At 38.7% G+C, this 23319-nt stretch carries 19 protein-coding genes; 7 read left to right on the top strand and 12 right to left on the bottom strand.

Translation table 11 applies throughout. The annotated features are described in order from the left end of the window. Window positions 1-75: 75 nt before the first annotated feature. The 4 genes from ACG59Z_RS03020 to ACG59Z_RS03035 all read right to left on the bottom strand — a co-directional run bounded on the left by ACG59Z_RS03020 (window position 76) and on the right by ACG59Z_RS03035 (window position 3295). A complete protein-coding gene (locus ACG59Z_RS03020; RefSeq protein WP_400197904.1) occupies window positions 76-780 on the bottom strand; it encodes an acyl carrier protein in 705 nt (234 codons plus the stop codon). Between the two features lie 62 nt (window positions 781-842). Then, window positions 843-2141: a glutamate-1-semialdehyde 2,1-aminomutase gene (gene hemL / locus ACG59Z_RS03025; RefSeq protein WP_400197905.1), complete on the bottom strand. Its 1299-nt coding sequence runs from the start codon at window positions 2139-2141 to the stop codon at window positions 843-845. Between the two features lie 42 nt (window positions 2142-2183). Further along, a complete protein-coding gene (thiE, locus tag ACG59Z_RS03030; protein WP_400197906.1) occupies window positions 2184-2795 on the bottom strand; it encodes a thiamine phosphate synthase in 612 nt (203 codons plus the stop codon). Between the two features lie 116 nt (window positions 2796-2911). Further along, window positions 2912-3295 (bottom strand): DUF962 domain-containing protein, encoded by a 384-nt coding sequence (locus ACG59Z_RS03035; protein WP_191016885.1) that lies wholly within the window; start codon window positions 3293-3295, stop codon window positions 2912-2914. Between the two features lie 165 nt (window positions 3296-3460). Between ACG59Z_RS03035 and ACG59Z_RS03040 the strand changes: the two genes are divergently transcribed. Further along, complete coding sequence (locus ACG59Z_RS03040) at window positions 3461-4924, top strand: CHAD domain-containing protein (RefSeq protein WP_400197907.1); 1464 nt, start codon at window positions 3461-3463, stop codon at window positions 4922-4924. Window positions 4925-4959: 35 nt separating this feature from the next. Here the strand turns inward: ACG59Z_RS03040 and ACG59Z_RS03045 are convergent, their stop codons facing one another. After that, on the bottom strand, window positions 4960-5592 hold the full coding sequence (locus ACG59Z_RS03045; protein WP_400197908.1) for a hypothetical protein: 633 nt from the start codon (window positions 5590-5592) through the stop codon (window positions 4960-4962). Window positions 5593-5695: 103 nt separating this feature from the next. Here ACG59Z_RS03045 and ACG59Z_RS03050 point away from each other — a divergent pair, with 103 nt between their 5' ends. Beyond that, window positions 5696-6085 carry a DUF3144 domain-containing protein gene (locus ACG59Z_RS03050; RefSeq protein ID WP_209048400.1) on the top strand — a complete coding sequence of 130 codons (390 nt, stop codon included), beginning with the start codon at window positions 5696-5698 and terminating at the stop codon, window positions 6083-6085. A 61-nt stretch (window positions 6086-6146) separates the two neighbouring features. Here ACG59Z_RS03050 and ACG59Z_RS03055 read toward each other — a convergent pair whose 3' ends face one another. From ACG59Z_RS03055 to ACG59Z_RS03070, 4 genes are all read right to left on the bottom strand, one after another. Further along, a complete protein-coding gene (locus ACG59Z_RS03055; protein ID WP_400197909.1) occupies window positions 6147-8909 on the bottom strand; it encodes a M16 family metallopeptidase in 2763 nt (920 codons plus the stop codon). Between the two features lie 122 nt (window positions 8910-9031). Then, window positions 9032-9847 carry a PhzF family phenazine biosynthesis protein gene (locus ACG59Z_RS03060; RefSeq protein WP_400197910.1) on the bottom strand — a complete coding sequence of 272 codons (816 nt, stop codon included), beginning with the start codon at window positions 9845-9847 and terminating at the stop codon, window positions 9032-9034. A 148-nt stretch (window positions 9848-9995) separates the two neighbouring features. Then, on the bottom strand, window positions 9996-11390 hold the full coding sequence (locus ACG59Z_RS03065; RefSeq protein ID WP_400197911.1) for an L-cystine transporter: 1395 nt from the start codon (window positions 11388-11390) through the stop codon (window positions 9996-9998). A gap of 197 nt (window positions 11391-11587) precedes the next feature. Next, a complete protein-coding gene (locus ACG59Z_RS03070) occupies window positions 11588-12469 on the bottom strand; it encodes a LysR family transcriptional regulator (RefSeq protein ID WP_400197912.1) in 882 nt (293 codons plus the stop codon). 96 nt (window positions 12470-12565) lie between these two features. Between ACG59Z_RS03070 and ACG59Z_RS03075 the strand changes: the two genes are divergently transcribed. From ACG59Z_RS03075 to ACG59Z_RS03085, 3 genes are all read left to right on the top strand, one after another. After that, entirely contained in the window at window positions 12566-13744 is a 1179-nt protein-coding gene (locus ACG59Z_RS03075) for a YbfB/YjiJ family MFS transporter (protein ID WP_400197913.1), read from the top strand. Beyond that, complete coding sequence (locus ACG59Z_RS03080; RefSeq protein ID WP_396478310.1) at window positions 13741-13866, top strand: hypothetical protein; 126 nt, start codon at window positions 13741-13743, stop codon at window positions 13864-13866. The genes ACG59Z_RS03075 and ACG59Z_RS03080 overlap by 4 nt, the downstream gene beginning before the upstream one ends. A gap of 227 nt (window positions 13867-14093) precedes the next feature. Continuing rightward, window positions 14094-14504 carry a hypothetical protein gene (locus ACG59Z_RS03085; RefSeq protein WP_311069396.1) on the top strand — a complete coding sequence of 137 codons (411 nt, stop codon included), beginning with the start codon at window positions 14094-14096 and terminating at the stop codon, window positions 14502-14504. 612 nt (window positions 14505-15116) lie between these two features. Here ACG59Z_RS03085 and icd read toward each other — a convergent pair. Next, window positions 15117-16373: an NADP-dependent isocitrate dehydrogenase gene (icd, locus tag ACG59Z_RS03090; protein ID WP_343569155.1), complete on the bottom strand. Its 1257-nt coding sequence runs from the start codon at window positions 16371-16373 to the stop codon at window positions 15117-15119. 200 nt (window positions 16374-16573) lie between these two features. Between icd and ACG59Z_RS03095 the strand changes: the two genes are divergently transcribed. After that, window positions 16574-17362 (top strand): rRNA large subunit pseudouridine synthase E, encoded by a 789-nt coding sequence (locus ACG59Z_RS03095; protein ID WP_191028931.1) that lies wholly within the window; start codon window positions 16574-16576, stop codon window positions 17360-17362. Window positions 17363-17480: 118 nt separating this feature from the next. On the opposite strand, the gene ACG59Z_RS03100 is transcribed toward ACG59Z_RS03095, so the two are convergent. Further along, on the bottom strand, window positions 17481-19718 hold the full coding sequence (locus ACG59Z_RS03100; RefSeq protein WP_263614325.1) for an NADP-dependent isocitrate dehydrogenase: 2238 nt from the start codon (window positions 19716-19718) through the stop codon (window positions 17481-17483). A gap of 401 nt (window positions 19719-20119) precedes the next feature. Continuing rightward, the gene (locus tag ACG59Z_RS03105) at window positions 20120-21823 is read right to left on the bottom strand and encodes a M61 family metallopeptidase (RefSeq protein WP_240287274.1); all 1704 of its coding nucleotides are present in this window, start codon (window positions 21821-21823) and stop codon (window positions 20120-20122) included. A gap of 171 nt (window positions 21824-21994) precedes the next feature. Between ACG59Z_RS03105 and ACG59Z_RS03110 the strand changes: the two genes are divergently transcribed. Continuing rightward, window positions 21995-23314 (top strand): D-alanyl-D-alanine carboxypeptidase PBP6B, encoded by a 1320-nt coding sequence (locus ACG59Z_RS03110; RefSeq protein WP_343569153.1) that lies wholly within the window; start codon window positions 21995-21997, stop codon window positions 23312-23314. Window positions 23315-23319 lie beyond the last annotated feature (5 nt).

The following is a 23319-nucleotide window of genomic DNA, read 5'->3' on the forward strand; positions in this document are numbered from 1 at the left end:
CGAATTACAATGCCGTTCGGGTAAATTAACGACAGAATTTGCAAATATTATGAATCACATTACGGCTAAAGCCGATTAGCGCTTCAATAACTGCATAATATGTTGCAATGTAGGAGTTTGCATCAACTCATCAACAGTTAGGCTCGCACCATTAGCACGCCATAATTCCACCAAATAATTGACTCCCGAAGCGTCTAGACCATAGTTTCTTAAATCTATTTCTGGATGAATTTCCATTGGATGCCGACCCACCTGTTCAGCAACTGCCAATAAAATTCCTTTCTCGGATAGCACCTGTGACGACGGTGCACTTAAAGACCATAACCGCATTAAACTCTGTGTGTTCACATGTTGAATGGAGTCAAAACTGATTTTTTCAATCCATTGTATATGCTGCTCTAAACTACTCGCCAAAATCGCATCATTTACAACAGCTACATAATCGGTAATGGATAAAACAAGCTGCATAACTTGCTTAAATAGCGGTGATAAATTCCCCGCCATAATCACCTGTGCCTGAGTGTTTGATGACAGCTGTTGCCCAAGCTGTAACATGACCTGTTGAAGTTGAGATGTCTGAATCATCATGACTGGAATCTCAAGTGCCTTTGCTCTTTTGCTTAGTAATTCTAAATGATCGACTAATGGCTGGTTCATCCAGTCAGGGGCATTTTCAAGTTCATTTAACCCAACCATGAGCAAGATGCTATGCGTAGATTCAATAGGCCAATTTGAAGTACTTGCGGCTAACTGGATTTTTCGAGGTAAAGGATAAAACATTGTTCTCTACAAATATAAAAATAGCTCAAATTAAAAAGCCCGTTTAAAACGGGCCTTTTTGCTTACTTCATTTCGGCGAATGTTTCTTTTGCAGCCTGAATCGTATATTCGATATCTTCATCTGAATGAGCAGATGAAATAAAGCCAGCTTCAAATGCAGATGGCGCTAAGTTTACACCACGCTTTAACATGCCATGGAAGAACTTTTTGAAAGCTTCAATATCACATGCCAACATAGAGTCAAAGCTTGTAATGTCTTCTTGGTCGGTAAAGTAAAGACCAAACATTGCACCAGCTTGCTGAGTTTTAAATGGAATACCCGCTTCATCTGCTGCTGCTTGTAAACCTGCAAGTAACTTTTCAAGTTGAGCAGATAACTTGCTATAAAAGTCAGGTTGACGTAAATGTTTAAACATTTCGATACCAGCACGCATCGCAAGTGGGTTACCAGATAAAGTTCCCGCTTGGTATACACCACCTAAAGGTGCGATGCATTCCATGATTTCACGCTTACCGCCAAATGCACCTACAGGTAAGCCAGCACCAATAATTTTACCTAAAGTCGTTAAATCAGGTTTAACGTTATAAACCGATTGCGCACCACCTAAAGCAACACGGAAGCCTGTCATCACTTCATCAATAATAAATACAGATTTATATTCATCACAAATATCACGAATGGCTTGTAAGAAACCGTCAATTGGTTTCACCATATTCATGTTACCTGCGACCGGTTCAATAATGACGCCCGCAATTTCATGACCAAATTTAGCAAAGCATTCTTTTAATGCTGGAATATCGTTATATGGCAGCGTTAAAGTGTGTTTAGCGAAATCAGCTGGTACACCTTTCGATGTTGGTTCACCCTCACCTTTAGTTAATAAACCAGAACCTGCTTTTACCAATAAAGAGTCAGAGTGCCCGTGGTAACAACCTTCAAACTTTACGATTTTGTCACGGCCAGTATAACCACGCGCTAAACGAATAGCCGTCATGGTCGCTTCTGTACCAGAGTTAGTCATACGTACCAATTCAATTGATGGCATGATTTCACAAATGATATCTGCCAACGTTGTTTCGTGTACGGTTGGTGCACCAAAACTTAAACCATCTTCTGCTGCTGTTTGTACAGCTTTAATAATATCTGGATGAGCATGGCCCAAAATCATTGGTCCCCAAGAGCCAACATAATCTACATAGCGCTTGCCATCGACATCCCACAAATACGCACCTTTGGCTTTCTCGATGAAAACTGGTGTGCCTCCAACGCCATTAAAGGCACGTACTGGAGAGTTCACACCACCTGGAATGTGTTTGCTGGCTTGTTTAAATAACTGTTCTTGCTTTGGAGATAAACTCATGGAAATGCTCGTCTTAAATATCTAAAAAATAATTTTGAAAGCTTAAGAAAATAATTGTGCCCACGCCTGTACACGGGCAGGAATTTCAGCAGTTGATCGGCCTAATATATCACTAATGACTGCGCAGAGGTCAGCTCCGGCCTCAATCACGGGTTTTGAGTTTTCAACAGTTAAACCACCAATTGCACAAATAGGTAAATCATATTGAGCCGCTGCTTGCTTAATGACTTCAATGCCAACATTGCCTGCTTCTGGTTTTGTGGCAGTTGCATACACAGCACCAAAGGCAACATAAGTTGCGCCATCGGCAATTGCTTTTTTGGCAAGTTCTAATGAGTTTAGGCAAGTACGGCCAATAACGACACCTTCTGGTAACTGCGATTTTGCATCTGTGATTTCACCATCACTTTGGCCTAAATGCACACCTAAACCAAACTGAGCAGCCAGTTTTAGGTCATCATTAATGACAAAAGAAACCTGATATTTTTCACATAACTGTTTGATCTGTTCAACTTCAGCAGATTGGTCGGCTTTGTCTACTTTTTTACGACGGTACTGTAAAATTGCGATTTGACGGGTTGCGAGTGCGGCGTCTAATTTTTCTAATAATAATTGGATTGGGTCATCATTGGTAATGAGGTATAAACCGCGCATACTCTACTCTCGCTTTTTAAAAACTTCGCTAGTATAACGGATTTATAAGTCATCATAAGTACCGATTGATATAGGCTTACCAGTACCAATCGGTATATTAAAAATAGAAATAAAAATTAACTTGGAATTTTATCGTGCTTGCGATCAATTAAACTTAATCGACCAGTCGCAACATCAGAGAGCATTCGCCAATCAGAAATAAAGCTATAAAGAGGCTGTTTAAAACTCGCAGGTTTATTTTTCTCAAATACGAAATGTCCAACCCATGCACATGCATAGCCAGAAACTAAACCATAAAGTGCGTATTTGGCCTGTTTTTTACGAATGGCTTTTGAAAAAAAGTATATGCCAATGCTGCTACCCACCACATGTAAGCGTCTGCTCATAATGTTACGGTGTTCGGTTAAATAAAAACGATAAAATTCCTGATAGTTTTTAATCGGTAATTCAAACTCTGGCTGAGCTTCATGGTTGAAGTTTACTGGTGCATTCACGATCATCTTCCTGATTTTTATTTGATCAAAACATGAGCTGATTGTACACCTAAAAGAAAGCCTAAAGTCATATGTTTGATTGTAACTTTCTCTATCAAAAGCACTACTTTTAGCGCTAAGCTATTATACTTATTCAAGATAGTTTAAATACCTGATTCAGGGAGATCCATTATGGTTGAAGTTGAGCTTAAGTTTCAGTTACCTGAATCGAAGAAAAAAACTGTTCAGCAGTATTTAAAAAAGCATAAAGCACAGAATATTCATTTGCAGGCTAAATATTACGATACACCAAATCGCCTACTCGCGAAAAATGGTATGGCCCTACGTTTACGTAAAGAAAATGATTTGTGGGTACAAACCTTTAAAGCTGCGGGTCAAAGCCATTTACACCGTGTCGAAGAAGAAGTTTTTTTAGGGAAATGCGAACAAGAACCCGAGTTAAACCTTGAGCTATACAAAGATAATAAAGCAGTTACTGATTTACTTACTCAAGCTTTAGGTACTGAAGTTGAAAAGTTAAGCTTGCAGTTTGAGACCGATGTACATCGTACTTATCATGTGTTTGAAGCCGATGACACTGCTATAGAAGTCTGTCTTGATGACGGTGTAGTAAAAACGGCAACCACCCAAAGTAAAATTTGTGAAGTTGAGTTTGAACTTAAACAAGGTGCTGTTAAAACACTAATTCAATTTGCACAGCAATGGATTAATCGTTATGAGTTATGGCTCGATGTTAGAAGTAAAGCCGAGCGCGGTAATTTATTAGCCTTAGGACAAGCTGCTTCGCCTGCTGTTCACGCAAAAAGCCTGAATTTAGACAAAGACATTTCAGCAGAACAAGCGCTCAAAAAGATTGTAGAAAACTGTTTAGGACAATTCTTACCGAATATGGCTGCAATTGCCGATGGCGTTGCCGAAGCTGAGCATATTCATCAGGCACGTGTGAGCTTACGTCGTTTACGCAGTGCATTTCATCACTTTTCAGCATGGTCGGACGAGTTAAATCCTGCTTGGGAAGAACAAATTGCCGAGCTTTTCCGCAAGCTTGGAGACACACGTGATGAAGATGCTATTCGTACTGAAATTTTACCGATGATTGTGCAGCATGGTTCACCTGAGCTTTTGCTTCCAATCTCTGAACAGCCATTAAAAGACCTTGCCACGCTGTTTAAATCAGCAGATACCATTAAGCTTATACTTGCCTTGCTAGCATTTGCTTATTCTGAAGAAGATGATCAAAACACCAAAGGAAAATTAAAAAAACAGATAAAAAAAAGCTTAGACAAGTTACATCATCAAGTCGTGAGTCATGCCGAGCATTTCACCGAACTTGAAGTCACTGAGCAACACAAAATACGCAAAAAAGCGAAGCAATTACGTTACTGCATCGAATTTATATCGAGCTTATACCCTCGCAAAAATGTTCAGCAGTTTTCAAAACAATTACAACCTGTGCAAAATACCTTAGGGCTTTATAACGACTTGTTTATTGCCGAAGATCTATTTAATAAAGCAATTGAACACGACCCGCACTTTTGGTTTGCATTAGGATGGATTAAGGCCAAACAACCTTATTTACAAAATCAGTCTGCCGAAGCTTTGCAAAAATTTAAACAAGTAAAAACTTTTTGGTAAGCATCTTAAAGTCGCGACACATATGTCGCGACTTTTTATCGGTACTTACCAAATACTTTCCATACACCGTTATCTGCTAACGGATCGCTATAACTATCACTACGCTGTTTTCTTGGCTTATCGCGGGCATCGACAAGTTTAAAGTGTGGCTCTACCCCCAACACAATACCATTGGTATAAAACCGTGAACGCGTATATTCACTTTGACCATGTTGAAACACATAAGTTCTTAAATCGATAAACTCACGGTGTGCAACTAATGCTGCGGTGTCATCACTCTGCAACCATTCTTGCATGGTAAAAATCTGGTCTGTGTCAAACTGCCCACATTTTTCAATAAGACTGGCCACACCACGGAAAGTTTTCGATTCTTTTGCGCGTGTTTTATTAATCCGAATTCGGTCTACATGGAAAAAGAATAAAGGTAAGTTCAAATGACTCGGTAAATGAATCGCATCTGGTAATTCATCTTCCATAAAAGGCTGGAAAAGCTCTTGTGCCCTTTCAATTAAGTCTTTCCATTGCTGGTAATAGGCTAAAACTTCTTCTTGCAAACCATAATAAATTGGCAGGCTTTCGACATGCTCTAAATATTGGGGCGGAAAAATATGCTGACGTAATAAAGCAATATCTGTTTTTAAACTTTGAACGGCAATTGCATCTTGCATATTAAAACTCCCAATACTTAGGCTATTTACAGACTAAGGCAAAGGTTTTGTTTCCGCAAGGCTTTGCCTATAATAAGCAGCTCTATTTTTGCGGGAATATGTCATGTCTCAAAAGATTAATGCAACAGATATTACTGAAGAAGAAGCGTTAAATGCTGTTTTCTTTGAGCGTGCGGATGAATTCATTAAACAAGCGAATGATTTTTGTCGCCCGCCTAAAGGCCAAAAACCTGACCCTGCCGAGCTTCGCGGTCAAGTAAGTGCAGCCATGTTATTTGCAACTGCCCGTTTTAATACATGGGTTGCTGCCAATAATTTTAAAGATGGCAACGAAATGCGTGATGCAAAAGAGCAAGTGATGTCTTATCTGCTTCAGCAATTTCAAATGATGCTTGAAGATAACTTTGATGAGTACTGTGAACAGTTCGATAACTACTTACGTTTCCGTAAGAATGAAGATTTTCATACTCACAAACATGATCATGATCATTAATAAATTTTAAATATCCAAATAAAAAAGCCACTTCAAGTGGCTTTTTTATTTGCTAAGTCATTTATTGCTTTTGCGGTTGACCATATTGGTCAGCCATAACTTCCACAAGGTTTGAAAGTTTAATATATTTTTTAATGACGGCATTCACATCAGCAACGGTCAGCTTTGTTAAATCTTGATCATGCTTAACACGGTCAAGTAAGGTTTTACCTGACTCAAGCTCAAGGTTTAACATACCATGAATATTGCGTTCGTCTTCTAAAGCAGTAACACGTTTTTTCATGAGATCTGCTTTCGCTGCTGCAAGCTCTTGCTCGGTAATACCATTGGTTAATAAGTCATTGAGTACCTTATGAACAGAGGCAGTAACTTGCGCTGAACGTCCAGCCGTATAGTTTGCACTAATGCTTAATGCACCAACATTAGTATTCTGATCGAGTTGCAGCCCTGTTCCAAAACCATATACCAATGCATTTTTCTCACGAAGCTCTTGAGCCAAACGTGATGAAATTTGAGAATCACCCAAAATGTAATTCATTAAAATTAAGGCAGATGCATCGGGGTGGTTTTTCCCAACAGGTAATGCGAGTACGCTTTGATAACTACCAAACTCACGTTGTTCAGATAAAGCATGTACTTGTTGAGCAGGAAAATCGACATGTTGAATCAAGATTTTTTCATACGGCTGCTTACTGTTCCAACTGCCGAATTCTTGATTTAATAACTTTTTCATTTTCTTGGCATCAAATGCACCCGTAATCGCAATTTGCGCATGATTCATTGCAAAGAAATGCTGATATAGCTCTTTCACTTGTTCTTGAGTCACATTCTTTAATTGTTTTTTAGCCAGCTCAGGTTCAAAGTGATAACGCAAATCACCTGGTTGGTACTCTTCAATTAAACGCGACAATGTTAAACCTGCCACGACATCCGGTTCAGTATATGGGCGATCAAGGCTAGATAAGCTTTGCGACTTAATTAGATCGAATTGAGATTGTTCAAATTTAGGATTTTTCATGACCTCTAAAACAAACTTGAAGAACTCATCAAATTTTTCAGTTTTAGACTGAATATTAATAGTCATGCCATTACCGTCGGCACTCGCATAAGCTGCTCCGCCTGCATCAATCGATTTATCTGCAATGTCTTGCAAACTATATTTATCAGAACCACGAAGTAATAAATATGAAGTTAAATCAACAACCGTACCTTTATCAAATAAAGATTTTTCTGTACCAAAATCCATAGTAATAGTGGCATAGGTACGGTCATCACGAGTTTCTACAGGGAATAAAGCATACTTCATTCCATTTTTAAGTTTCCCGCGAATAATCTTTTTCTCATTACTTTCGGCATATTGCTTAGAGGTTTTTAAAAACTCGTTAACTTCTTGTTGATAAACTTTCGGGTCTTTTAAAGGCTCTGGCTTAACATCGCTTTGATCTAAAGTTTTAGGCTTATCTTTTGGATCGAGTTGCAATGCTTTCTTTTGATCTTCAGGTGTTGGCAAAATATCGCCATCAATACGATGCCCAGCAACAAGGAACTGTTTTAAGGTTTGATTGACTTCATTGAGTTTCACTTTCTCAACTGCATCTAAATCTTTAAAATATTGATCCCACTGCCCACCAGCTACAGTGTAATCACTTAAACGAGAACCCAAAGCAACAGCGTCTTTATTGACTAACTCACCTTGCGTTTTCATTAAGCTTTTTACACGATTTAGCTCCATCTCTGTAAAAGGTTTACCCTTTTCAATTCCAGAGAGCAAAGCGCTTTCAACTTTATTAGGGTCATTTTTTGGTGAGTAAACAGCACCTAAAAATACGACGTTAAAATCTTGGTCTAACCATGTTGATGCCTGAACGTCTGTACTAATACCTGTTTCAACCATGTTCTGGTACAAATGACCACTTGGCTGCATGGTATATAACATTGGTGCTAAAGCCAGTGTCGGTTGAATTTTGATGTTTTTTCCATTCATATAAATATGGAATTTGGCTAAATCGCTGCCCTTTTTCACCACAAATTCACGATCTTTCATTTTTGTGGAATCTAACACTGGCACCTGAACAGGCTTCGGTACAGCTCGCGCAGGAATTGGGCTAAAATATTGGTCAATTGTCTTTAAAACATCTGTTTTATCAAACTTACCTGAAATCACCATGACCGCATTGTTCGGTGCATACCAACTGCGGTAGAACTGGTTTAACTCAGGCATTTTAATAGACTTAAGCTCAGGTAAATCACCAATTGGTAGTCGCCCTAAATACTTGTTTCCATAAGCCGATTTCCACATTTGATCCATTAAGACTGCAAAAGGCTGATCCATACGGACTTCACGTTCACGCTTTACGATTTCAATTTCAGAGGGAACAAATTTTTCTTGGAGTACCAATTTATCCATACGTTCAGATTCAAGGTACAACACTTGATCTAACGCAGTTTTTTCTGGGCGGACGATATTGGTGTATTTGGTTGAATAGTAGTCCGTGCTCGCGTTAGTCATTAATGTATATTGGTCTAAACGGCGCTGGAACTCTTCACCCTTCACATTTTGCGTGCCTTTAAACGCCAAATGTTCAAGTAAATGCGCTAAGCCACCTTTACCTTGCGGGTCGTTTAAAGAACCTGTCAAATAGATGGTATTAATAAAGATTTTATTTTCTTTGTCATTCGGCGCAAGCACTACCCGAAAACCATTATCTAATTTATATTCCTCAATATTTTGCTTACTTTTTACTAATGTCGTTTGTGCAAATGAGGCAGCACTTAAACCAAGAATACATAGGGAGAGAGTCAGTTGTTTAAACTGCATAAACATATAAATACCAATTAATTTGAATAATAAAAAATCAATAGTTGTGGGACTATAGTAGGAAATTTAAGCTGACATTAATAGTAAAGATTTGAAAAAAAAGCCGTTTATTTAAACGGCCTTATATTTTAAAGAAAAATTTCTGCTTGCATATAAAGTTTGCCATAACCTGAAATTTCAATACGTTCCTGATTCAAGATATTGCAATATAAGACGCCTCCACGGCTAGAAGCCTGATACGCCACAATATTATTTTTAGCGAGTTTCTCTGCCCATAGCGGTGCTATTGCAGTATGAATTGAACCCGTAACGGGGTCTTCGTCAATACCCGCAATAGGCGCAAAATAACGAGATACACAGTCATATTGCTGATCGGCTTTTGAGGTAATTGCAACCTCCATGCCTGTAGTTGTAATAGCAGCCCGTTTACCTAAAGTCTTGAGGAGGTTCATGTCAGGCTGCTCATCTAATACATCTTGAACTGACTCATATTCAACAATATAAGCTTGAACATTTTGATAAACCGCTTTAAAAGGTTTCGTTAATGCTTGACGTAAAACAGCCGGATAATCTTCAACTTGATGAGCCTTACGAATTGGAAAATTCATTCTGATTTTGCCATCATCATCTTGATGAACGATAAAAAGCCCTAAATTTCGGACATGAAAATTAATGGTCTTCTTGTCAGTAAAATCTTTAAATAATACAAAAGCACTGGCAAGAGTCGCATGCCCACAAAAATCAGCTTCAACTGTTGGCGTAAACCAACGAATTTCATAGTTTTCAGCGTCTATGATTTTTACAAAAGCAGTTTCAGACAAATTATTTTCAAGTGCTATCTTTTGCATTAAATCTGCATCTAGCCATTCTTTTTCAACAATCACGGCAGCTGGATTGCCACGAAATAACTCTTTGGTAAAAGCATCGACTTGATACATTTTCATGATAGTGCTCTCTTTTGTAATAGGTTCATTTTCGAAAATTATTTAAAAGAAAAACAGATACAGTTTTTTAAAAATTAACATCACAGCGGCAATTTAAGCATATAAAAAAACGGCTCATCCAGAGTGGAGAGCCGTTTAATATTAACTCTTAATGATGTTGAGTTAATTCAATTTCATCTTCGCTATTCATTATAGCTTTGTCGGTCTGCCCCATAAATTGGCTCGTCACTACACCCGCGGTCATTGAACCATTTACGTTCAATGCTGTACGTCCCATATCAATTAACGGTTCAATTGAAATAAGAAGTGCAACCAACGTTACAGGTAAACCCATGGCAGGAAGCACGATGAGTGCTGCGAAAGTTGCACCACCACCTACTCCTGCTACGCCAATTGAGCTTAAAGTCACAATACCCACTAAAGAAGCAATCCACATTGGGTCTAGTGTGTTAATACCCATCGTTGGAGCAACCATCACGGCTAACATGGCAGGATATAAACCCGCACAACCATTTTGACCAATGGTCGCACCAAAAGAAGCAGAGAAGCTTGCAATAGACTCAGGTACACCTAAACGACGAGTTTGTGCCTCAATATTCAGTGGAATACTTGCTGCACTTGAACGACTTGTAAATGCAAAGGTTAAAACTGGCGCAACTTTCTTAAAGAATTTAAGCGGAGACACACCGGTCAGGGTCAAAATAATGGCATGTACGGCAAACATAATTGCCAAACCTAAGTACGACGCAACCAAGAAACCGCCTAAGTTTAAGATATCTGCAACATTTGAACTTGCCACAACCTTAGTCATGAGGGCAAAAACACCATACGGCGTAAGCGTCATGACTAAGCGAACCAGCTTCATTACCCAAGACTGTAACGTCTGAATAGCAGTCAAAATACGCTGACCTTTCTCTACGTCATCTTTCATTAGGTTGAGTGCTGCGATCCCTAAAAAGATAGCAAAGATAACCACGCTAATAATTGAAGTCGGATTTGCACCCGTTAACTCAGCAAAAGGGTTACTTGGAATAAAGGAAAGAATAAATTGCGGTACGCTTAAGTCTGTTACTTTACCCACATAGTCAGTCTGAATTGCAGTCAGACGTGCTGTTTCAGCGGCGCCTTGTACTAGACCTTTGGCAGTTAGGCCAAATAGGTTCGTCACAAATACCCCAACTAACGCAGCGATAAGTGTTGTAAATAACAAAGTTCCAATAGTGTAGACGCTGATTTTTCCTAAAGAGGAAGCTTGGTGTAACTTTGCTACCGCACCTAAAATCGAAACAAAGACCAAAGGCATCACGACCATTTGTAAAAGTTTTACGTAGCCGTTACCAACAATATTAAACCAGCTAATAGATTCAGCAAGAATCGGATGGCCACCGCCATAAATCAAATGTAGTCCTAAACCAAACACTACACCTAAAATTAAGCCAGCTAGAACTTTTTTAGATAAGCTCCAATCTGTTTTACGTGTTTGGGCGAGTAAAAATATTAACCCGACAAAAACCACAATATTGATGATTAAGGGTATATTCATTCCCAAACTCCAAATTATTGCTTGTGTCATCTTTTAAGGGGGCATATTTGACCATAGCCGGTCTATATAAACTACCCTTTTCAACAATTTTCTAGCATGCAGATCATTACCGATCTGAATGAGAATATAAAATGACTTTTAAATACATATATATCACTTTTAAAACATAAGTTAAGTAGGATATTTATGTATAAAAATTAAGCGCATTTCTGTATAAATTGTTGCTCAATAAAACAAATAAATTGCTTTAAATTACTACCCCATGTGTCAGCAGGCTGGGCAACTAAATAGGTGGTGAAATGTGCAGATTCAGTGTTAATTTCAAAACAACTTAACGCCACTTTATCGGCCACTTTAGTCAAATATGACTTTGGCAATAAAGCAAAACCAACACCTAATTCCACACAGCTTACAATCCCATCTAGGCTGCCCATTTCCATAATTTGCGAAGGCGGCACACTGTTATCATTTAAAAACAGCTCAATTGCATGGCGATATGAACACCCTTGTCGGAACGCAATAAATCGGGTCTTTGCAAGCGTAGCAATGTCGGGGAATTCAATTTGTTGTTTTGGGCAAACCAAAACCAATTGTTCTTGCCACACGGGCAAGCTATATAGCTCTGGAATCACATATTTAGAAGCAACAAAAGCACAATCGACCTCGCCTTGTTGCACAGCATTTAACAAATATCCTGTCGGGTGAGTTTGAAGTTCAAGCGGCAAATTCGGATATTGCTGCATACATTCATTAAGCAATTGAGGCAGTCTTATCGCTGCAGTCGTTTCCATACTGCCCAAACGAATAGTTTCATTCGGATCAATATCACCTTCTTGAAAGATCTTTTTAGCTTTATTGTGCAGTGCAATCATTTGAACAGCATAGCTATGTAGCTGTTGCCCGGCATTGGTTAATGTCACGGGGTTATGGCGATTTAATAAAATCACACCTAACTCTTCTTCAAGCTTTTTCACATGGCTGGTGATATTCGATTGAACCGTATACATTTTTTGTGCAGCCAATGAAAAACTTCCACTCTCTGCAACCGCTAAAAAAAACTCTAGAGACTTAAGCAACATACCACTATCTCAAAACAAGATAATTGATATCATATTAAATCATTTTTAAAGATTATAAAACTCGCTTTTAATAATAAAAAAATTGAGACACTCCTCATGACTAAGCTTTATCGAATGAGCCTGCTTGTCTTTTTAGCAACTTGCTTAGGAATTGGTATTTTTAGATTTTCTTACACTGCGCTTATGCCCATCATGATTGTGCAATATGGATGGACTCACGACTTTGCAAGTTTCTTAGGCAGTGCAAATTTATTGGGCTACTTGCTTGGCGCTCTATTGGCACTGTTTAGTATTAAAGAAAAATCTATTCCAACTCTTATTATAAGTTCTGCACTTGCAGGCAGCTTAAGCCTACTCTGCTGCGCCTTTCTACACATGCCTTTGGCTTGGTTTGTGTTTTGGCGGACCATCTCTGGTATTGCAGGTGGTCTACTCATGATTTTGGCACCCAGCTTTGCTATGAAAAGAATTGCAATAACCCAAAGGCTTAAAGTCAACTTTTTAGGGTTTAGCGGTATTGGTGTGGGGGTGCTGTCTGCCACTATTATTATTCCTGCACTCAAAAACATGCCCGTCCAATATGTCTGGGGCATTTTTGCAGCACTGTCTATTGTGGGCAGTTTGGTACTTTTTCAGTTATTAAGGCACCAACCTAGCGAGTCCGTTCAAACGGCCAATCAAGCACCTCAAAATAGCAAACATTCACGCTTGGGGCTGGTCATTATTATTGCCTATATGTGCAGTGCTTTTGCATATATTCCACACTCTTTGTTTTGGATGGACTACTTATCGGGAACCTTACATTTTCCATTAGAGCAACGAAATTTATTTTGGGTACTTTACGGAGTCGGAAGCTGTATAGGGGCTTTTGTGGCGTATTGTTTAAGCCGCCTTACTGGATACTTACAAGCCATTAAATGGCTATATGGGTTCTACTGCTTGGCAGTTGCCCTACCGTTCTTTTCCCATGCTACTGCTTTGCTCGCTTTATCTTCATTTCTTACAGGTCTACTCACACCGGCCACAGTATTCATTAGTTCTTATAGCCTGCTACACATTTATGAGCAGCGTTATCAAAAAATCTGGAGCCTTGCCACCATTGGCTTTGCCAGTACCCAACTGCTAGGTGGCGTGGTAATTAGTACCTTGCATCACTTGCATTGGTCTTATGCACACCTGTTCTTAATGGGTGGCATTGTTTTGCTATTCGCTTTAATCCTTTTAGTTCGCACCCGTTCTTCTATATCTACCACTCTCGGAGAAACCGAACCGTGAAACCGTTGTTCTTTGCTCTATTTTTAGTTGCTTTCGTACTTGTTATTCAAACCTTAGATCAAAGCTATCAAAAGAAAATCGGGCTATCAAAAACTGCTAAACATCCTGAATTTATGCAATAAAAAATGCCCCGATATATCAGGGGCTTTTTCGATGAGCACTCAAATATTTCCGAAATAGAAATTGATGAATACATCAACAGTCAAAATCATATAGCAACTATAATTTTAAGTCTTATCAAGAATGCCTAGCTGACAAAAAATGTCACATTATGTCAATGTAGAGTGTAATTTTCTGATCTATATTCAATAAAAATTTATAATTTTTAATACTTAAAATAGAGTAAGACATGAGCAATAACAATTATATTGATGAGCTTTTAAAGCTCTTGGCGATGTTCGCTTTTATCTGTGTTTCATTATTGGCATTTAAATGTCGGACTGTGTTCGCACTTGATATGACTACATCATATGAGGTCTCTGTAAAGATTGTTATTTATATTGGCACGGCGGCTATTCTTGGTTTTTTAACACGCGATCATATTGAGTTTACAACACAATTTTTAATTGCTGTTCCATTCGCATACTTTTGGCTAGAGCCAGTTCTTGACTACAAGGCCATTCAAACTATACCAGATGTTCCGTTTTATCTGTCAGGTCATGGTCAAAGTTTAGGGCTATTGATTGTCATTATATTCTGTTTTGCCCTATGGGTATTTAAAGAAACAAGCTCAAATTCGCCTGAGTCTCAAAATGTCTAAATAGGTTTTTTTTGGGAGTTTTATAAAGTTAAAAATAGTCACTGTACTCTATGTTTTTATAATATATATTTTAAACAAATTACTTTATACCAATTAAAAACTTTTAAAAATGTTGAATATATCAAACCCAGCAAATGCCGTTGTTGTAGGTATTATCACAATAATTGCTACAGTTAGCCTTCTTATATGGAAGTTTAATTTTTATCTTGGCATAGATATATATACCAGTGGAGAAGTGCTTTTCAAAACGTTGCTATATGCAGCCACAATAGGTCTATTCAGTTACTATTTTCGCTATACCATTAAAATTAGTAATACGGTGATCTTATCATTACCTCTTTTTTTCTTTTGTATCAGACCCATTCTGAACTACAAAATGACGCATACCATGGGCAATATTCCACTGTATGCAACTCAGCATGGTCAGGGAGGAATCTTATTAAGTTTAACAATATTGGCTTGTATGCTATGGGCATTTACCGCCCACTCTTAGCTTAAATTCCAATATTCCATAAACTTATTTTTATTCATTTCTATACTATAAAAAATCTATAAATAATAATTCTTTAAAGTAATTAAAAAGCCCTCAATTGAGGGCTTTTCTATGAAACATTAATCTTCCATATGTTTAATAATGGCATCACCAAATTCAGAGCAACGCAATAAGGTTGCGCCCGGCATTAAACGCTCAAAATCGTAAGTTACCGTTTTAGCTGCAATCGCTCCTGAAATTCCTTTAATGATCAGGTCAGCCGCTTCAGTCCATCCCATGTCTCGAAGCATCATTTCAGCAGATAGAATAATTGATCCGGGGTTTACTTTATCTTGTCCGGCATATTTAGGTGCCGTACCATGCGTTGCTTCATAAACTGCGATTGCACCACCAATATTTGCACCAGGCGCAATACCAATGCCCCCTACTTCTGCTGCTAATGCATCAGAAATATAATCACCATTTAAATTAAGGGTTGCAATCACTGAATAATCGGCAGGACGCATTAAAATTTGCTGTAAGAAAGCATCTGCAATCACATCTTTAATAATGATGTCTTTACCATTTTTAGGGTTCTTAATTTTAACCCAAGGGCCACCATCTATGAGTTCACCACCAAAACGATCTAGCGCTAACTCATATCCCCATTCTTTAAATGCACCTTCGGTATATTTCATAATATTTCCCTTATGAACGAGGGTTACCGATGGTTTGTCATTATCTATCGCAAATTGAATGGCTTTACGAACTAAACGTTGCGATCCTTCTTTAGATACAGGTTTGATTCCAATACCACATCCTTCTGGAAAGCGAATTTTTGTAACGCCCATTTCTTCTTGAAGGAATTTAATTACCTTCTTCGCTTCTTCAGAGTCTGCTTTCCATTCAATACCTGCATAAATATCTTCCGAGTTTTCACGGAAAATCACCATGTCGGTTAGTTCAGGATGCTGAACAGGTGATGGAACGCCTTTAAACCAACGTACTGGACGCACGCATACATACAAATCTAATTCTTGACGTAATGCCACATTAAGTGAGCGAATACCACCACCGACTGGAGTGGTTAAAGGGCCTTTAATTGAAACAACAAACTCACGCAGGGCTTCAAAAGTTTCTTCTGGCATATAGGTGCCATAAATTTTATTGGCTTTTTCACCGCAATAGACTTCCATCCATTCAATGGAACGTTTGCCGCCATAAGCTTTTAAAATAGCTGCATCGACGACTGTTTTCATTGTTGGTGTAATATCTACACCAATACCATCACCCTCAATAAAAGGAATAATTGGATGATTTGGTACATTCAGCGACAGGTCTGCTTTAACTTTAATTTTATCACCGTCGGCAGGAACCACGATCTTCTGATAACCCATTGTGTAGATTCTCCCTTTTATAATATTTAACTAACCAAACAAAAATAATTATCGATAAACAATACTTTCAACTTTTATTAACGCATAATAGCTTAATCGAATTTAATCCTTTTTGAGATTTATGTGGGAAATAAGCAAATTTCACACTTAAATATAGCTCAATGTTTTTACCGCTTATTTGAAAGAAGAAGCCATTTTTTATGAAAATTGTCATTCTCAACAAACCATATGACGTCCTCTCCCAGTTTCGTAAAGACGAAGCACACATGACGGTCTCTGACTTTGTAGATGACCCGACTTTACGCATAGCAGGCCGTCTTGATATGGACTCTGAGGGTTTAGTTTTCTTAACTGATCATGGTGGTTTGAATCAGTTCATTACCAACCCTGCGAATAAAAAATACAAAACGTATTTAGTTCAAGTTGATGGCGATGTAACCGAAGAAGCGCTTGAGCAACTTCGTAAAGGTGTAGAGCTTAATGATGGTATGACTTTACCAGCTAAAGCGATTAAGGTAAGTGAACCTGCATGGTTATGGGACCGTGACCCTCCTGTACGTTACCGTGCCAACATTCCAACGTCTTGGATTGAAATCTCTATTTGTGAAGGTCGTAACCGTCAAGTTCGTCGCATGACCTCTGCGGTAGGTTTCCCGACTTTACGTCTCATTCGTACTAAAATTGGTTCAATTGATTTAGTTCAATTAGGATTACAGCCGGGCGACACCAAAGAAATCGAACCTCTACTCTACCCAGACTTTAAAGATGTTCCAGCCGAGCAACCTTATCGTTCACGTTCTTATGTAAAAAAACCGGGTGGTACAGGTGGCAAACCAATGGTTCGTAAGAATAAAGATGGTTCTGTTAAAAAGTCTGGTACAAAACGTATTTGGCAAATGGATGAAAGTGAAAAACCACGTCGTAAGACCAATGGTACAACTCGTCCAAATACCAAGGCACCACGTGGTCGTGGCCGCAATGGTCGATAAAAACATTTAAGTTTTAAAGCTCACGTCAGTGGGCTTTTTTAATGACTTTTATTTTTTAGAAAATAAAAAAACCGGTGCATACGCACCGGTTTTAAGCTATTTACTAACGAATCAGTAATTAAGCTTGAACACTTGAAAGTGCTGCATTAAATGTAGCACTTGGACGCATTACAGCGTTTACTTTTGCAGGGTCAACTGCATAGTAACCACCGATGTCAGCAGCTTTACCTTGTACTTGAGCAAGTTCAGCAACAATCTTCTCTTCGTTTTCAGCTAAAGCTTTCGCAAGTGGAGCAAACTTCGCTTTCAACTCAGCATCTTCGTCTTGAGCAGCAAGTGCTTCAGCCCAGTAAAGTGACAAGTAGAAATGGCTACCACGGTTATCAAGCTCGCCTGTACGACGTGATGGAGACTTGTCATTGTCAAGCAATTTACCAGTCGCTTCGTCAAGTGTCTTCGCAAGTAACTTCGCACGAGCATTGTTTTCTTTAATGCCCATTTCTTCTAGAGAAACTGCAAGTGCAAGGAACTCACCAAGCGAATCCCAACGTAAGTGGTTTTCTTCAACAAGTTGTTGTACGTGTTTAGGTGCTGAACCGCCCGCACCAGTTTCGTACATGCCACCACCCGCCATAAGCGGAACGATAGACAACATCTTCGCAGAAGTACCAAGTTCCATAATTGGGAACAAGTCTGTTAAGTAGTCACGTAAAATATTACCAGTCACAGAAATCGTGTCTAGGCCACGAACTACGCGCTCAAGTGTGTAACGCATTGCACGTACTTGAGACATGATTTGGATGTCAAGACCAGTCGTGTCGTGATCTTTCAAGTACTTCTGTACTTTCTTGATCAATTCGTTTTCGTGTGGACGGTATGGGTCAAGCCAGAAGATCGCAGGCATGCCTGAGTTACGTGCACGAGTTACTGCAAGTTTTACCCAGTCACGAATCGGAGCATCTTTCACCTGACACATACGCCAGATATCGCCTTCTTCTACATTTTGAGTCAATAACACTTCACCAGTGTCAAGATCGGTAATGTTTGCAATACCAGCTTCTGAAATCTCAAAAGTCTTGTCGTGAGAACCGTATTCTTCAGCTTTTTGAGCCATCAAACCAACGTTTGGTACTGTACCCATAGTCTTCGGATCGAAGTTACCATGCCATTTACAGAAATTGATCATTTCTTGGTAAATACGGGCAAATGTTGATTCTGGCATTACTGCTTTAGCATCGTATTGCTTACCATCAGCACCCCACATTTTACCACCAGCACGGATCATTGCAGGCATAGAAGCATCTACGATGATGTCGTTAGGTGAATGGAAGTTAGTGATGCCTTTTGCCGAGTCAACCATTGCAAGAGCAGGACGGTGTTCTTGGCAAGCATGTAAGTCTTCAATGATTTCTTCACGTAATGAAGTAGGAAGAGTTTCGATTTTCTCGTATAACCCAGCCATACCGTTATTAACGTTAATACCTAATTCGTCAAATAACTTACCGTGTTTTTCGAAAGCTTCTTTGTAGTAGATTTTCACACAGTGACCGAAAACGATCGGGTGTGAAACTTTCATCATTGTCGCTTTTACGTGTAAAGAGAATAAAATTCCAGCTTCTTTACAATCATCAAGTTCTTTTTCGTAGAAGTCACAAAGTGCTTTCTTGCTCATGAACATTGAGTCGATGATTTCGCCTTCTTGAAGCGCAACCTTTGGCTTAAGAACAATGCTCTTACCACTGTTTGTGATAAGTTCCATTTTTACATTGCGTGCACGGTCAAGTGTCATTGACTTTTCACCGTGGTAGAAGTCGCCTTCTTCCATGTGTGAAACGTGAGTTTGTGACCACTGTTTCCACTCGCTCATTGAGTGAGGGTGTTTCTTAGCGTAATTTTTAACGGCAGCAGGAGCACGACGGTCAGAGTTACCCTCACGAAGAACTGGGTTTACTGCTGAACCTAGGCATTTGCCATAACGAGCTTTAATAGTTTTTTCTTCTTCAGTCGCTGGGTTTTCCGGATAGTCAGGAATTGCAAAACCTTTAGATTGAAGTTCTTTAATACATGCTGTCAATTGCGCAACAGAGGCACTAATATTTGGGAGTTTGATAATGTTAGTATCTGGATCTTGTGTAAGACGACCTAGCTCAGCAAGGTTGTCGGATACCTTTTGCTCTTCACTTAGGTAGTCAGCGAATTCTGCGAGCACACGTGCAGCTACAGAGATGTCACTTTTAACAATCTCGATACCTGCTGGCTTAGTAAAGGTCTCAATGATCGGCAGTAGCGAATAAGTCGCCAATAATGGCGCCTCGTCAGTCAGTGTGTAAATGATAGTTGACTTTTCACCAGCCATATATAGCCCCTTCCGTTGAATTGAGTTTTGAGGACCGAGCTTTTGGCCCAGTGCCTACGAACCGATATGCTTAAATAAAACCCTGAGAGTATCGGCTCTCATTGGCTTTCAGTCAACGAAATATCCAGTGATAACGACATTTCGCAGCGAAATAATACATAATTTAAATCTATTGATAATAATCTTATACCTAACTTATGGTAATACATGTACGTTTACCAACTTTTTAGGTATAGGACATTGTTAAATTACATGAGATATCTTTCAGAGTTCTGACAAATATTATACTTTTCATTCAAAATAAACTCAAAGATAACACCTATTTCAATTTTCAAAATCTACTAAAAAGTAAAAAACCGATGTACGAAACATCGGTTTTTTATAAATTAATTCACTGTTATTTAGGCTTTTAACCATTTATCAGCTTTACTTTGATCTTCAATAATAAGTTCAACTTCAGTTAAGTTGATGTTGTCGCCTGTCACTTCAAACGACAATAACTCATCACGGCGGAAAGCCAAAACTTGGTAACTACCCTTTTGTTTAGCATATTTCTCAATAAGTTTTGTGGTCGCTTTTAATCCATCAATTGCAATAATGACATCATTGGCAGAAATACCAGCTTTTGCACCAGCTCCCTCACGGTGAGCATTTTGTACTAACACACCTTCAGGTTTATCAGTCAGCTTTAAACCATAAGCCAATGTCTTATCATTTTTAAACGTATAACTTAAACCAAACTCAGGGAATAACTGATCTAGCGGTAACTCTTCAGTCGTGTTAATCAAATGATTGATTTGCTCAACCCAACTATCACCTGTTAACTCTTCACACAAATCAAAAACAGTACGTTCATTAACCTGAATACCGTTTTGGGTGTTTTCATACAAACGACGCATTAAGGCATCAAGACTAGAACCACGTAAACGCAAGCCTAAATCTAAACATAGGGCAACTAATGCGCCTTTGTTGTAATAGCTGGTGCCCGCATTATTCGTGTTTTCATCTGGACGATAAAACTTAATCCATGCATCAAAACTTGATTCAGCTACTGTTTGAACAAAGCGACCCGGATTTTGTAAATAACGATCAAGCTGTGACTTCAACAAATCTAGATAAGACTTTTGAGAGATCACACCACTACGTAATAAAATGAGGTCATCATAATATGAAGTGAAACCTTCAAAAATCCACAGTAGCGAGGTATAGCCTTCTTTATGAAGATTATAGTTTGCAAAATTTTCTGGGCGGATAAACTTCACCAACCAAGAATGAAAATACTCGTGGCTACACAAACCTAAGAAACGTTGATAGTCTTTCGAAGGTTCAGTTGGTTCATTCGATTTTGGTAAATCATCACGTGGTGTAATCAAACTTGTGCTGTTGCAATGCTCTAAGCCACCATAACTATTCCCTGTTGCCATCGTCATAAAGGTATAGTTTTTAAATGGCGCTGAACCAAACATTTCAATTTCAGCTGCACAGATTTTTTCAATGTCCGCTTTTAAACGGTCCACATTGGTACTGTGCTGTCCTGAAATTGCAAATTCATGTGCAATTCCGTGCGCTTCGAAACTAAAACGTGTTTGATCAGCCAGTTCAAATGGACTATCAATCAGTTGATCATAATGATCAGCTTTTAAGGTAAAACGTCCCTTAACTAAGCTTTTTGAAGCTAAGCCAGTTGCTAATTGAAAGTGTTTTAATTCATCAGGCAAAAAGATTTCTAATTCACAAGCAGATTGCTCTTGTCCATCTAAACCTAAGCATACACAGGCTGGGTTAATATATAGACGTGTTTGATCTACATAAGCACCACGTACTGATAAATCGTATGCATAGACATCGTATTCAACAGTAATTAACTCATGGTCGGTGTTAAATAAACGCCAGCGATTTTTTTCAGTTTTTTTAATATTGAGCATGCGTCCAGCTTCATCGTAAGCTTTTACAGCTTCAATATGCTTAGAAAACTCACGAATTAAATAACTGCCTGGAATCCACGTTGGTAACCATAGTTCCTGATTTGGATTCGCTAAAAAACGAATTGTTACGTGAACAAGGTGCTGTTTGTAATCATCGAACTCTATTTGATAATGCAACATAAATTCTTCAATTTAAAATAAGAACGGTTTCACCTTAGATTATCACTTTTTTGTATCGACTTGCGTAGATGTATTTTTTGGCAACAATTCAGACTAGCCTTCTACAAAAAAAAGGCATAGCATGCTGGGCATCTGTGTTCCGTATTTGCCAGTAAACGTCAAGGTCACCTAGTGAAATTCTTCCTATCTCTTTTTACGCTGTTTAGTATTTTCTGTACTACTCTTACCAATGCTGCTCTACTTAATATTGCTCCTGAAAGTGTTGAAGCCGCTGCATGGACAATTGTAGACACTCAATCTGGACAAATCATTGCTGAGCATAATAGTCATGTACAACGTGCACCAGCATCCCTAACCAAAATGATGGTTGCCTACATTGCATTAAAAGAGATTAAGGCTGGAAAATTAAAGCTAGATCAAGTCATTACTGCAACCCCTGTCGTAGGTGTGGTTCAGTGGGACGAATCACAAATGTACCTCAAAGCGGGTGAACAAATTTCAGTTGATCAGCTTTTGGCTGGTTTAATTGTGATGTCAGCAAATGATGCAGCTGTGACTTTGGCAGAAAAAATTTCTGGTGATGTGCCTCATTTCGTACAACGTATGAATCAAGAAGCTCAAGCATTAGGTATGAAAGACACGCATTTTAGTAACCCTGCCGGGATTACAATGCCAGACCATTACACTACAGCTCATGATTTGAGCTTATTAAGTCAGGCAGTGATTCACCAAACACCTGAATATTTACGTTATTCAAAAATGCCAAGCTTTAGCTACAATCAACGTTTTCACCATGCGACCAACCTTGCTTTGAAATATGATCCATCTGTAGATGGTTTAAAAACTGGCTATACCAAAGCAGCGGGTTATAACTTGGCTCTCACAGCTTCGCGTCCTTCATTTTCACCAAACTTACCGCAAAGACGTTTACTGGTTATTGTTTTAGGTACACCAAGTGCCGTGAAACGCGCTGAAATTGCCGATAAGTTAATGAATCTTGCTTATGCGTATACACGTGATGAAGTGGTTATTCCAGAGCAAAAACTAATTGCTGAGCTACCTGTGATTAAATCAACTTTAAAAATGTTTAAAGTAGAAACTAAGCAGCCGACCATTGTTACGACTTCTTTATATGCTGAGCCAGCTGCAATCGATTTAAATACGTTTGATTATGCTACGCAGCGTATTCAAGTTCTTGATAGTAACAAGCAGCCTAAAACTATTGCTCCACTTGAAACCACTCAAACACGTGTAAACATTGAGTTAAATGAACAAAAGTTAACTGCACCGTTAATGAAAGCGATGAATTTGGCAACTGTTTCAATTTATCAAAATAATCAATTGATTCGCAGCCTACAAATTGAAAATGATGTGCATATTGAAGAAGCGAACATTTTCCAAAGAATCATGATGTGGTTCTCTAATCTTTTCTCTATTTTTTCATCGAGTAACCATAGTGCAGCAAAACTCTACCCTGTAGATTCGCACTAAAAACA

The sequence above is a fragment of the Acinetobacter sp. ABJ_C1_1 genome (assembly GCF_044684115.1).
Taxonomy (GTDB): domain Bacteria; phylum Pseudomonadota; class Gammaproteobacteria; order Pseudomonadales; family Moraxellaceae; genus Acinetobacter; species Acinetobacter nosocomialis_A.